The organism is Paenibacillus chartarius (assembly GCF_042432825.1).
GTDB classification, from domain to species: domain Bacteria; phylum Bacillota; class Bacilli; order Paenibacillales; family NBRC-103111; genus Gordoniibacillus; species Gordoniibacillus chartarius.
This window is the reverse complement of sequence record NZ_JBHLWN010000045.1, coordinates 56018-67554: the sequence shown is the minus strand read 5'-3', so window position 1 is coordinate 67554 and position 11537 is coordinate 56018. Positions and strand designations below refer to the sequence as shown.

The 11537-nt window shown below is 55.4% G+C and carries 17 protein-coding genes and 1 pseudogene; 7 read left to right on the top strand and 11 right to left on the bottom strand.

Annotated elements, in window-relative coordinates; translation table 11 throughout:
- Positions 1-44 precede the first annotated feature (44 nt).
- Complete coding sequence (locus tag ACFFK0_RS11540; protein ID WP_377470332.1) at positions 45-401, bottom strand: response regulator; 357 nt, start codon at positions 399-401, stop codon at positions 45-47.
- Positions 402-531: 130 nt separating this feature from the next.
- Between ACFFK0_RS11540 and ACFFK0_RS11535 the strand changes: the two genes are divergently transcribed.
- From ACFFK0_RS11535 to ACFFK0_RS11520, 4 genes are all read left to right on the top strand, one after another.
- On the top strand, positions 532-1248 hold the full coding sequence (locus ACFFK0_RS11535) for a response regulator (RefSeq protein WP_377470331.1): 717 nt from the start codon (positions 532-534) through the stop codon (positions 1246-1248).
- Between the two features lie 108 nt (positions 1249-1356).
- A complete protein-coding gene (locus tag ACFFK0_RS11530) occupies positions 1357-1695 on the top strand; it encodes a DUF4234 domain-containing protein (RefSeq protein ID WP_377470330.1) in 339 nt (112 codons plus the stop codon).
- A gap of 115 nt (positions 1696-1810) precedes the next feature.
- Positions 1811-2086 carry a DUF2752 domain-containing protein gene (locus ACFFK0_RS11525; RefSeq protein ID WP_377470329.1) on the top strand — a complete coding sequence of 92 codons (276 nt, stop codon included), beginning with the start codon at positions 1811-1813 and terminating at the stop codon, positions 2084-2086.
- 103 nt (positions 2087-2189) lie between these two features.
- Positions 2190-2381, top strand: coding sequence for a hypothetical protein (locus ACFFK0_RS11520; protein WP_377470328.1), 192 nt, complete (start codon positions 2190-2192; stop codon positions 2379-2381).
- A gap of 189 nt (positions 2382-2570) precedes the next feature.
- On the opposite strand, the gene ACFFK0_RS11515 is transcribed toward ACFFK0_RS11520, so the two are convergent.
- From ACFFK0_RS11515 to ACFFK0_RS11480, 8 genes are all read right to left on the bottom strand, one after another.
- Complete coding sequence (locus tag ACFFK0_RS11515) at positions 2571-2960, bottom strand: DUF350 domain-containing protein (protein WP_377470337.1); 390 nt, start codon at positions 2958-2960, stop codon at positions 2571-2573.
- Positions 2957-3631, bottom strand: a complete 675-nt coding sequence (locus tag ACFFK0_RS11510; protein WP_377470327.1) for a signal peptide protein — start codon at positions 3629-3631, stop codon at positions 2957-2959. Before ACFFK0_RS11510 ends, ACFFK0_RS11515 begins: the two co-directional genes overlap by 4 nt.
- Positions 3628-4833 (bottom strand): glutathionylspermidine synthase family protein, encoded by a 1206-nt coding sequence (locus tag ACFFK0_RS11505; protein ID WP_377470326.1) that lies wholly within the window; start codon positions 4831-4833, stop codon positions 3628-3630. Before ACFFK0_RS11505 ends, ACFFK0_RS11510 begins: the two co-directional genes overlap by 4 nt.
- A gap of 12 nt (positions 4834-4845) precedes the next feature.
- The gene (locus ACFFK0_RS11500; protein ID WP_377470325.1) at positions 4846-5706 is read right to left on the bottom strand and encodes a hypothetical protein; all 861 of its coding nucleotides are present in this window, start codon (positions 5704-5706) and stop codon (positions 4846-4848) included.
- A gap of 17 nt (positions 5707-5723) precedes the next feature.
- Positions 5724-5939, bottom strand: coding sequence for a hypothetical protein (locus ACFFK0_RS11495; RefSeq protein WP_377470324.1), 216 nt, complete (start codon positions 5937-5939; stop codon positions 5724-5726).
- 148 nt (positions 5940-6087) lie between these two features.
- The gene (locus tag ACFFK0_RS11490) at positions 6088-6315 is read right to left on the bottom strand and encodes a 3-dehydroquinate dehydratase (protein WP_377470323.1); all 228 of its coding nucleotides are present in this window, start codon (positions 6313-6315) and stop codon (positions 6088-6090) included.
- A gap of 120 nt (positions 6316-6435) precedes the next feature.
- A complete protein-coding gene (locus tag ACFFK0_RS11485; protein WP_377470322.1) occupies positions 6436-6702 on the bottom strand; it encodes a hypothetical protein in 267 nt (88 codons plus the stop codon).
- Between the two features lie 155 nt (positions 6703-6857).
- On the bottom strand, positions 6858-7013 hold the full coding sequence (locus ACFFK0_RS11480; RefSeq protein ID WP_377470321.1) for a Spo0E family sporulation regulatory protein-aspartic acid phosphatase: 156 nt from the start codon (positions 7011-7013) through the stop codon (positions 6858-6860).
- Between the two features lie 198 nt (positions 7014-7211).
- On the opposite strand from ACFFK0_RS11480, the pseudogene ACFFK0_RS11475 reads away from it, so the two are divergent.
- A pseudogene (locus tag ACFFK0_RS11475) lies at positions 7212-7958 on the top strand (DUF2087 domain-containing protein); the annotation flags it as partial.
- 508 nt (positions 7959-8466) lie between these two features.
- Here the strand turns inward: ACFFK0_RS11475 and ACFFK0_RS11470 are convergent.
- Together ACFFK0_RS11470 and ACFFK0_RS11465 are read right to left on the bottom strand one after the other, a co-directional pair.
- Entirely contained in the window at positions 8467-9282 is an 816-nt protein-coding gene (locus ACFFK0_RS11470; protein WP_377470320.1) for a DUF817 domain-containing protein, read from the bottom strand.
- Positions 9279-9884, bottom strand: coding sequence for a TetR/AcrR family transcriptional regulator (locus ACFFK0_RS11465; protein WP_377470319.1), 606 nt, complete (start codon positions 9882-9884; stop codon positions 9279-9281). The genes ACFFK0_RS11470 and ACFFK0_RS11465 overlap by 4 nt, the downstream gene beginning before the upstream one ends.
- Before the next feature lie 213 nt (positions 9885-10097).
- Here ACFFK0_RS11465 and ACFFK0_RS11460 point away from each other — a divergent pair, with 213 nt between their 5' ends.
- Together ACFFK0_RS11460 and ACFFK0_RS11455 are read left to right on the top strand one after the other, a co-directional pair.
- The gene (locus ACFFK0_RS11460; RefSeq protein WP_377470318.1) at positions 10098-11270 is read left to right on the top strand and encodes a MalY/PatB family protein; all 1173 of its coding nucleotides are present in this window, start codon (positions 10098-10100) and stop codon (positions 11268-11270) included.
- An 80-nt stretch (positions 11271-11350) separates the two neighbouring features.
- A complete protein-coding gene (locus tag ACFFK0_RS11455) occupies positions 11351-11515 on the top strand; it encodes a hypothetical protein (RefSeq protein ID WP_377470317.1) in 165 nt (54 codons plus the stop codon).
- Positions 11516-11537 lie beyond the last annotated feature (22 nt).

Genomic DNA, 11537 nt, shown 5'->3' with positions numbered 1-11537 from the left:
AAAAGTGCCTCTAAACCCTTGTGAGATAAGGATTTTTTGATTTTTCAGCAAGCCCTATTTATCGTTTCTACAATTTTCTCCTCCTGGAACGGCTTGGAGATAAAATCCTTCGCTCCCGAGGTGATCGCATCGATAACCAGCTTCTGCTGCGCCATCGCCGAGCACATAATGACCTTCGCCTGCGGATCGAGCTTGCGGATATTTCGCAGTGCTTCAATACCGTCCATCTCCGGCATCGTAATGTCCATCGTCACGAGGTCCGGGTTCACCAGCGGATACAAGCGGACCGCCTCTAGGCCGTTCGACGCTTCCGCCACGACTTCGTTGCCCATCGCCAGCAAGATTTGTTTCAGCATCGCACGCATGAAAGCTGCGTCGTCGACGATCATGATTTTCGACATAACTCTACCTCCGCCCAAACTATTAGTTCCATTGTAGGATTGGCGGCGGGAGTCTTCAAATTAAATTTAACTCAAGTTTGATCAAATAGTCTCTTCAAGTATAATAGATTTAGAGAGGTGACGCGATAATATGAAAAATACGACGATTCTTGTCGTTGAAGACGACTTGCAAATTCTTGAGCTCATATCTCTGTATTTGTTGAACAGCGGCTTCAGCGTTGTCAAGGCCGTCGACGGCGTCACGGCTCTGCAGGTGTTCGAACGCGAAGCCCCCCAGCTGGTTCTGCTCGACATCAACCTTCCGGAAATGAACGGCTTTGACCTGTGCAATGAAATTAGAAGCGTTTCCAACACCCCGATCATCATCATTTCGTGCAACTCCGAGACGGAAGATATTATGCGCGGGCTGGAAATCGGCGCGGACGATTACGTTACGAAGCCGTTCGATCCGAACGTGCTGGTCGCCCGCGTGAAGGCGAATTTGCGCCGCGCCCCGCTGTTCCGCCGGCAAGCCGCCGCGGAGTCGGCCGTAGTTGAGACGAAGCCGATGCTCCGGTTCGACGGTCTGGAGATCGACCTTTCCTCCTTCGACGTGTATGTGAACGGCAGGCAGGTATCGCTCTCCGCCAAGGAGACGCAGCTGCTGACGCTTCTGGCAAGCAACCCGAACCGCATCTTCACGGCGGAAGACCTGTATTCGCGGGTATGGGGCGTCGACAGCAACAGCGATACGCGCACGGTGATCGTCCACATCAGCTCCCTGCGCAAGAAGATCGAGCCGGACCCGGCTTCCCCCAAATATATTCAAAATCTCCGCGGCATCGGGTACAAGTTTCAAGCTCGTTGACCTCGAAATTGCTTTTCTATTTTTGTGCTGATGTATTTCGAAATTGATCGTCATGAAGTTCGATTTTTACCACATACACTCAACTCAAACTATTTAGGATGGTGTGCTATGATTACTCAAAGAAATATCGCTTTGGCAATCGTACTAACTTTGGTTACTTGCGGTCTATACGGGATTTACTGGTTTATCGTGTTGACCAACGATGTCGGCCGGCTCAGCGGGGATTCTTCCTTCACGGGAGGCAAGCATTTCCTGCTTTCGCTGGTCACCTGCGGCATCTGGAGCTTCGTCTGGGCCTACCAGATCGGCAAGCAGGTAGAACAAGCCCAGCGTCTGCGCGGCATAGCGGGCTCGGACAATTCGGTGCTCTATCTGCTTCTTACGTTGTTCGGAGTAGGAATCGTCACGTTTGCTCTGGTTCAATCCGATGTCAATAAATTGGCGTAAGGTAAAAAGCCTTCCGCAAAGGAACCCCAAGCTCGTCTGGGGTTCCTTGCTTGGCGTTGGGACGGCATTGTACCTGAAGGCGTGGCTTCCCTTAACGGGGCTGGGGATTCCTTGCGTGTTACACGAAATCACCGGACTCTACTGTCCGGGGTGCGGCGTAACGAGGGCGGTAGGCGCCTTGCTGGAGCTCGATGTCGAACAGGCTTGCCGGTACAATCCCCTGCTCTTTATTTTACTTCCGCTATATGCCGTCTACGCCGCCTTGGCGAGCAGACAGCTGCAGCGGTCGAGCCGAATCTTGATGCTCACGATGCTCATTCTCACCATTGCTTTCGGGGTGCTGAGGAATGTTCCGGCTATGGCTTGGCTGGCTCCGACGGACATATGGTAATTGAGGCAGCTTGTACTTGCACGCATCGGCGCCCCCGGTGTGATTCTTCTCTGATTTTATGATAGAATATAGGGCGAAAGTCTTCAGGAAAGGTAGATTAGACATGGAAGAAATAACTTTACAAGCGGATTTTGAAATTGAATATGCGAAGACGAAGGGCTCTCTAGTCGAGCCAAGACAACATGGCGTTCGTATTTACCGGGCCGGGAAAATCACCGCTTACTCTGATGTATTCGTAGCCATAGAGGGGAAAAAATTTTTACGCAGTGTGAATGAATTTGTCGTCATCGAGTAAGCAAAACAGGGGCCTGCATGCAGGCCCTTGTTCTATTTACCGGAGGAACGCCTAAGCGCCTTTTCTCTTGCTACGGCGGGCCGGTAATGAAAGCGGCCTTTCCGGTTGGAAACTATGAATTTTGCCCGCAAACAGATCCCCCTCTCCGTTACCGGAGAGGAGCCCCGCTATGTTGCCGACGCATTCGCCTCAAATAATCAAGCTCGACACCGCAAAGCCGATGCCGATGTACACGCAGGCGAGCAGCAGCGCTACCGCCTTGTTGCCGTCCTTAAGCTGGTCCGATAGCTTAATGCCGGGCGTCAGCCAATCGAAGATCCAGTACGACAGCAAGAGGCATACGTAACCGACCGCGAACCAGAGCGCCATATACCAAATCGAGGAGTTCGTATACGCCGCAACGCCGAGTATGATGGCCGTACCGAGAAACTGTCCGCCGAAGACGAGACCGACCGCGACATTCCCTTTGTTCAGCTCCTCCATATCGTTGAACGGAGTCATTTTGCTTAGAATGACCATACCTAACAGCTGAAGAATAATGATGACAATAAAACTGATAAGAATATTAACGAATATCAGGACGCCCACCCCCTAAATTTCGGAAACGCTTGATCGTAGTTTGTAAAATCGTGTACAACCTCAAGCGTCACCTTCACCTGCTTCTTCGGCTTGAAGTCGTTGTAGCGAGCCTCGTCGATCGGCTGCTTGACCGCTTGCCCGGAAGGCAGCTGAATGACCGCGAAATGGCGGAACTTGCCGTCCAGCTCCGTCTTATACACGCCGACCAGATCGACATCCGTCTGCACCTGCTCCTTCAGATTGGTCAGATCGGCCTGCGCCGCGTCCTGCTTCTTGAACGTCTTGATCGGCTTCCACGCCGTCAGCGTCACATCGTTCTTGCCGCCCTCCTGCGTCGTCATGACCGCATTCATCGCCGACAGCACCCACACTGTATCTCCGGTAGCGTAGCTGTCGTCGTTCGGCATCAGCTCATTTTCCGGCAAAATCGTCATATCCGCGCCGATCAAATCGCCGACCTTCTTCTGCTCCACCTTGTAATCCCACGGCACCATCCGGCTCGGGTCGTTCGCCGCACTGCCCGCACTGCCCGCCCGGGACCCGTTCGACGTCGACGTCACCAGCTTACCCTTATCGTTCGAACCGATCGCGCCGGCTATGACGGCAATGATGATAATCACCAGCACGCCGATCAGCACAGCCCCAATGATCCGCTGCGTTCTTACGGTCATTCCCTAACCCCCATCGCTGTAAAATAACTCGCGTTCCCCGTAATCAGTCCGCCGGCGCGGCCGACGACTCCGCACGGAACGCCGCCGATAACGAACATGCCGGTCAGCAGCCTCATCCTGCCGGCCTGCAGCTCGATCTCGGGCAAATCGGCCCGCGCCTGATATACCCGGCCGAACCAGCGGCTCGTATCGTATCCGTCCGCATCCTTCACCGCCAGCTTCCCGTCGCTGTCATACAGCTCGACCGAGCCGCCCTCGCGGCCGAACATCGCCTTCGACACATAGTCTCCGCCGAGTACCGGCTCATTGTATGTCGGCAGCATGTAAGCTTCAATCGCTTCATGCTCCGCCGCCGTGTACACGGGCGCACCGATCTCGTGCAGCCCCCAGACGACTGCTTGCAGCCCTTTGGACTGCAGAATCACGGAATGGTACGAATTGAAAATCGTTACGTTCCCCGTCTCCGCGGCATAAGCCAACGCCTCGCCGCCCTCGTCGATGCCCATCCATTCTTTCGGATACAGCATGAAGATGCGCTGGATCGCCCGGCCGGCTCCGTCCTTCAATACGCCTTCGTCGACGGACAGCTCCAGCGTATCCAGGCAGCGCACCGGGAGTCCGCTGTGGCGCACCAGCATGTCGATCGTGCCGGAATCCTCGGCATGTTTGCCGTAGCCGACACAGCACGCCGCTTCCGGCCGTTCCACCGCCCACGCCCGCTCCAGCAGCTTCGGCAGCATGGCGTTCGGCGACCGGACGCCGGGGTGCTGCCCGCACAGCCAAGGCGTAGCAACCGCAGCTTCAACGTAAGCCGTCGGCGTATCTGCGTTCAGCTCCAGCAGCTTCACGGAGCCGTCCGTTCCGACGGAATAGTCGAAGCGCGCATAGCGGCTAATGTGGCCGGGCTCGTTCAGCGGCAGCCGATCCAATCCGTCCCACAGCACTTCGGGGATCGAGAGCATCCGGTACAAATCGCGGCGTCCATGCAGGAAGCGAACCGTCTTGTCAAATATGTCCCATATTCTGGCCGAGGCGTCGACCAACCGGTCGTACGTTGCCCTGTCTATCGTAACGAGCTGATCCAGCCAATAGGGCTGCCCGTCGAGATCGGCCCATGTGAAGCCGAGCCGGCTTAGCTCCTCAACCCGTGCGGCGCGATCTTCAGCCGGCGAACCGGCAACGCGAAATACGCTTTCGCTCATAGGCCGCCTCCTTTAGCTGCCCGATGACGATGAGCCGGATGAGCTGAAGCCGCTTGACTTTCCACCGATGCTGCCGGAGGAAGTCGAGGAGCTCTTCGAAGAAGAGGACGATGTCGTGAAGCTGCCCGATGACGATGAGGTCGATGGGGCTGTCCCGGTTCGGCCTGTTGAAGAAGTTCCGCTTGACGTGCTTCCGGTTGATCCTTTTGACGCGCTCCCTGCCGTTCCGCTTGACGTGCTTCCTGTCGTTCCAGTTGACGTGCTTCCGGTCGATCCGGTTGCCGTGCTCGTCGACGCGCTCTTGCCCGTCGTGAACGATCCGGACGACGCCGACGTTTTCGGCGGACGGACGACGGAGCCCGCAACCGGTTTGCTCTGGAATGTATCGGATGTATACGTTCGCGGCTGATAAGCTTGATTGTTATGAGCGTATACCGTCCGGTGCGAGTTGCTCCAGGAGCTCGTCGAGTAGACGCCTCCGTTATTGAACAATAAGTGGTACAACAGCAGATCGTCCCAGCCGAGTCCGCCGCCCGAATGGACGACGACCGTGTTTGTGCCGCTTCCGGACGGCACCGCCCCCGCGCCGCCGGCTGCCGCCGCAGCCGAGCCGGACTCCTCCTTCTTCTCGCCCGGCAGTACGAGATTCCAATCGATGGCCGCGTCATAATAGGCTTTCACCGCTTCCGTCGACCACTCCACCAGCTTAGGCTGCGCCGTCGCTTCCGAAGCGGCAGCGGGCACTGCCAGCAAATTGGCGGCGAGCGCAAGTCCAAGCGAAGTAGAGAGCACTTTCATCGGTTTGCCCGCCGCTTTCGGGGCGGTATTGTCGCTGCTTTGGCTCTGCGTCGGCATTTTCTCCTGCTCTTTCATGCATCCTTCCTCCGTTCTTATTGTGTTGTATTTGAGGATGCGATCGGCACGACGAGTACTTCCAGCGCGCCTCTATCCAAATTAAGCCGGCCTTCCAGCATTTCGAACTCTTTGCCGTTCAATACGACATAGTTCGCGTGCTCCAATGAGCCGAGCATATCCGCAGACCAGTCCCGCTCATCGATGGCGACCGGGGCTCCTTCCGCCTGCTTCTGCATGAAAATCACTTTCATCGCTTTCCCTCCATCTGCGTTCGTAATAACACTGTACCATAACCTGTATGTTGATACGACGGTATCGGATGGAAAGTTTCGCGGTTCGCCCGCACATGCGGAAAAACCGCGGGGCCTATGCGGCCCCGCGGTTCCCATTGTTCTGAATTCAATATAACGATAGAGCAACGGTATCCTGCTCGTTGAATGCGTGAAGAATAGCCTCGTTGTCAACGATCTCTATGCTGATGAGCGTCTCCAGGCACAGCCGTACTGCACGCTTGCCGTTAACGAGCTTGCGGTTGATCGTTTGGGTGAGCAGATTCATCGCTTTATCGCTAAACTTGGTAAAATATACAGGCACTCTACGGTCTTGCACATTGATCAGCAGCTTCATCGCGCTACCTCCTTGTGGATCCCAACAACGGATTCTATGAATCTATCACCAAAGCTTAGCATTCATTGTACTTGCCGAATCTTAAAATTAGATGAAAATTTGTTATCAATTTGATGACAGTTATTTGTCGAGCGCGGCCATCGCCGCTTCCACAAGACTGTCGAACAGCCGATCATCCTCTTCGAGCGCTTCCTCAACCGCCTCGATCAGCAGCTCGTCCCCCGACTCGCGGGCGAAATTCAGGCTGTACGACCAATCCCTTGCGCTCTTGCTGAGCAGCGTAATTTCGTAGGACTTCGGGTGGTTCTCCACCGCGAACACGACATGTCCCAAATAACCGTCTTCTTTCGTATACGTCATATCCGCCGATTCAATTCGGATCTGCATGCCCCAATACCTCGTTTCCGTTTCCGCATATTTCGCTTCCGCCAGCGATCGCTACCATATTCTACCTCACCTTATTCGACTTCATACGAAGTTCTCCTGCCGAACGAACATATAAAAAAAATTCCGACGCTGCAATAGCGTCGGAAGCAAGCTGCTTAGCTGCATTTTCTCATATAGCTTACGATAAGGCGGTCAAGCCTCTGGCTGATATGGACAACTTTAGGATGAACGAGGTCGAAATTGTATTTTTCCGCTACCCGTACCATCAATTGCCGCGCCGTTCCGATCTGCTCCTCCAACTTCTTGTTCATGCTCGTCCGCCCCTTCACGCTCTGGAATTCGTACTCTTACTCTATCAACCTTTTCTAAAACAATTCTTATGAAAGTATTAAGCTTTATTAAAAGCGCGATGCGCCAGAGAACATTGACTTATTAGCAAACGTTTTGTTATATTGTTTATAAAATAAGCAAACGAGAAGGTGATTTTGTTGTCGGAACAACTGTCCGATATGTTTTGGTCGGCATCCATTGAGGAAATGAAGCGCGGCTATGTGCACCATGCCGAGAGCGACAGCTTTATTTGCCTCGTTTGCGGCAAGGCGTTTATGCGCGGCGTCATTTATCGGGATGAAGAAAATGAGACGTTCTATGAAGCAGAGAAGTTCGCTTCGGTCCACATCCGCAAGGAGCATACGTCGATGTTCGACTATTTGCTTGGGCTGAATAAGAAGCTGACCGGGCTGACGGATTTGCAGAAGACGCTCCTCGACTATTTCAATCAAGGGTTAAGCGACGGCGACATCGTGAAGCAGCTCGGCGGCGGCAGCACGTCGACCATCCGGCATCACCGCTTCACGCTGCGCGAGAAGGAGAAGCAGGCGAAAATCTTTCTCGCCATCATGGAGCTCGTGAACGGCAATACGGAACAGTCGCAGAAATTCATCAGCGTTCCGCGCACCGCAACGATGCTGGACGAACGGTATGCGATTACCGAGAAGGAGAACGAGGAAATTCTCGACACCTATTTCAAGGAAGGGCCGGACGGACCTTTGGACCATTTTCCGAAGAAGGAGAAACGGAAAATCGCGATCCTCAAGCATATCGCCGCGCGCTTCGAACCGGAGAAGAAGTATACGGAGAAGGACGTTAACCGCGTGCTGAAGGACGTTTACGAGGAAGATTACGTGACGCTGCGCCGCTATCTGATCGAGTACGGGTTCATGGCCCGGCTGGATGACGGCAGCTTGTATTGGATTAACGACCGAAAGGAGACTGCACCGGTTATGGAGACGAACCGCAGAAAGCAGCTGGTTATGGAATATATGGAGCGGGAGCAGCCGATGGGCGCGTTCCGCATTGTGAACAAGACGAACGGAAAAGTGTTCGTCGGTGTGTCCCCGCATTTGGACAAAGTATGGAACCGTGAAAAATTCACGCTGCAGCACGGCTCGCACAAAAACAAGAAGCTGCAGGCGGACTGGAACGAGCACGGCGAAGACGCCTTCGAATTCGAGGTGCTCGACCGGCTGAAGCCGCGCGAGGGCGAGCCTCCGAGCAAGACCAGCTACAAGAAAGAGCTGACGGAGCTGGAGAAGGTATGGCTGGAGGAGCTGCAGCCGTACGGGGAGCGCGGATATCACTAAGTCAGACGGGTTGGCCTGATGATGCAAAGAACCTTCATCTCCACGCTGCGAGTGGAATGAAGGTTCTTTGTTTAAGCCGCAGGCCCTGACATTGGCGATGCCGCGGGAACAGCCCCAATGTTTATTTCTCAATCGCCGCCCCCGTAGTTCCCTTCGCAGGCCCGGCCGGCTCCTCAAGCCCCTTCTTCACGTGCTTCAGCTGAGCGACGATGATGAAGCTGACGATGACGAGCAGAAACCATGAGCTGAGCTTGCCGAGCGAGACCAGGTTCCAGCTTGCCTCTTGATTCGGATACCGCCAGGCGCCCAGGAAGGTCCCGATATTTTCCGCCACATAGATGAAGAAGCCGATCAGCAAGTAGCTGAGCGTCAGCGGCATCCCGTAACGGGCGTCCTTGACCCGGAACGTAACGACCGTGCGCAGAAATACGATGAACAGCAGCACCGTCAGCACCCAGCGCAAATCCCACCAGAAATGATGCGTCATGAAGTTCAAATAAATCGCCGCGCCGAGCGGAATGGTAAAGTATGAGCGCGGCCACCGCCGCAGCTCGACGTCGAGCCTGCGCCACGCCTGGCACAAATAACTGGCGACGCTGGCATACATAAAGCCGCTGTACAGCGGCACCCCGGCGATCTTCGTATACGCGTCCTGCGGGTATGTCCATGAGCCCATCTGGACTTTGTAAATCTCGAGCGCAAGCCCGATCAGGTGAAACACGCAAATCACCTTCAGCTCATCCCACGTCTCCAGCTTCGTGCGGAGCATGATCCACTGTGCCGCAATACAGACGATCAGCATCGCGTCATACCTGGGCACGTAAGGGATCGGAACAAGCTGAAACAACAACAGCGCCGCGAAAATGATAACCGGAAACAGGCAGGATAGCGCCTGCTCCACTCCGAAATGCCACAGCTGGCGAATAAACCGGCTCATCCCTGCAAATACCTGAACAGCATATCTTCCATGCCGCGCATCAGCTGGGCATACTCCTCCTGCCCGCCGTGACTTAGTACATCCAGCGCGATGCCGTCACGGAGCGCCCAGAACATCGAAGCGGCCAGCCGTTCGTCGACCTCCGCGCGAAACTCGCCGCTCCGCTTCCCCTCGGCGATCAGCTCCGCAACGAAGGCGATCGCCGCATTATCGTGCTTCTCGATGCTCCGCTTCAGCTCATCATGCCGCGACGCATACAGCGAATATTCGAGATGAAAGCTAAGCAGCCGGCGCAAATCCTCAATTGCCTGGCCCGTCATGCGCTGCACGAGCATCCGCAGCTTGGCGGCGGAAGACGCCGTCTCTTCGTCGCCCGCGCGCAGCGATTCGACGAGACGATTCATGCGGCTGTCCATAATTTGCGCGTAGATATCCTCTTTGCTGGAAAAATAATTATAGATGGCGCCCTTGCTGATCCCCAAATGGCGCACAATGTCGTCAATCGTCGTAGCGGCGTAGCCCTTCTCGGCGAAGCAGTGGAGAGCCCCCTCCAGAATCGCTGCACGCCGTTCTTCCTTGTACGCTTCCGTGACTCGCGGCATACGGCTGCACCTCCCGTCTCGCTTTGTACAGTTTAATAACGACTATACAGCGGCACGGTACGGAATGCAACCGCAGCAGCGCACGCTGTCAGCCGTCCGAAGGTCGGCTCGCTTGATTAACGGGCCGAATGCCAAACATGCCGGAATTATTTGGTGCACGGCATCCGTTGTCATGTATAATGAACCCATATTGGACTCTACGGAGGGACAAATATGAAGTACGATTTTGACGAGTTTGTGGACCGCACCGGAACGCACGGTATGAAGTGGGAGCGTACGGAAGCATTGTTCGGGGAAAAGGATTTGCTGCCGCTTTGGGTGGCGGACATGGATTTTCGCGGACCCGCTCCCGTTATCGAAGCTCTTGCGCGCCGCGCCGAGCTTGGGCTGTACGGATACACGCACCGCCCGGATTCGCTGCTGGAAGCGTTCGGCGCATGGATGGAGAAGCGGCATCAATGGAAGATCGAGTCCGACTGGATTTGCTGGTCGCCCGGCGTAATCCCGGCTTTGACAGCAGCGATCCAGACGTTCACCGAGCCCGGGGACCGCGTCATCATCCAGCCGCCGGTTTATCCGCCGTTCTTTAAGGTCGTCACGGAAAACGGACGCGAGCTCGTAACGAACCCATTGATGCAGCGGGACGGCCGCTATGAAATCGATTTTGAGGACTTGGAGGCGAAGTTCCGGACAACCGGCGCCAAACTGCTCATCCTCTGCTCGCCGCACAATCCGGTCGGGCGCGTCTGGACGCGGGACGAGCTCGAGCGGCTTGAAGCGATTTGCGCGGCCTACGGCGCGCTGATCGTTTCCGACGAAATCCACGCCGATCTGGTGTATGCGCCGCATCGGCATATCCCGCTGGCCGCCTTGTCGGAGCGGGCCGCCAGCCGCACCATCCTGTGCCACTCACCGAGCAAGACGTTCAATATGGCCGGACTGCAGGCCGCGTATATCGTCATCCCGGACAAGGGGCTGCGTACGGCGTTCAACAAGACGATGGCCAAAGGGCATCATACGATGAGCAATACGTTCTCCATCGTCGGCTCGGAGAGCGCTTATCGCGAAGGCGGCGAATGGCTGGAGCAATGTCTCGCCTACATCGAAGCGAATATCGATTATGCGATCGGCTATATGGAGAACTACATCCCGCAAATCAAAGTGACGAAGCCGGAAGGGACTTATTTGCTATGGCTCGACTGCCGCGGTCTCGGTCTGAGCACAACGGACTTGAAGCTGCTCCTGCTGCGCAAGGCGAAGGTCGCGCTGAACGACGGGCTGAGCTTCGGACCCGAGGGCGAAGGCTTCCACCGGCTCAACGCCGCATGCCGGAGAGCGACATTGGAGGAAGGCCTAAAGCGGATACGGGATGCCGTGTACAGCTGACTATTTTCACTATAAATCTATCACCATTCGCACTCCCCTCTCATATAAGTAAGTATCATCACTAGGAGGTGAGTTGCCGAATGGATAAATTCATCCCTTCCTTGGGCGGTTTGATCGGCGGTTATGCGCTTATTCACACGCCGGTGCCTGCCGAGATCGCTCTCGTGCTTGACGTTGTGGGAGCGATTGCGATGATTGCATTTTCCGGTATTCTGATGTACCAAGGTATTCGTTCTCTGCGCTAAAGCGCTGCCGGTACGGCCATAC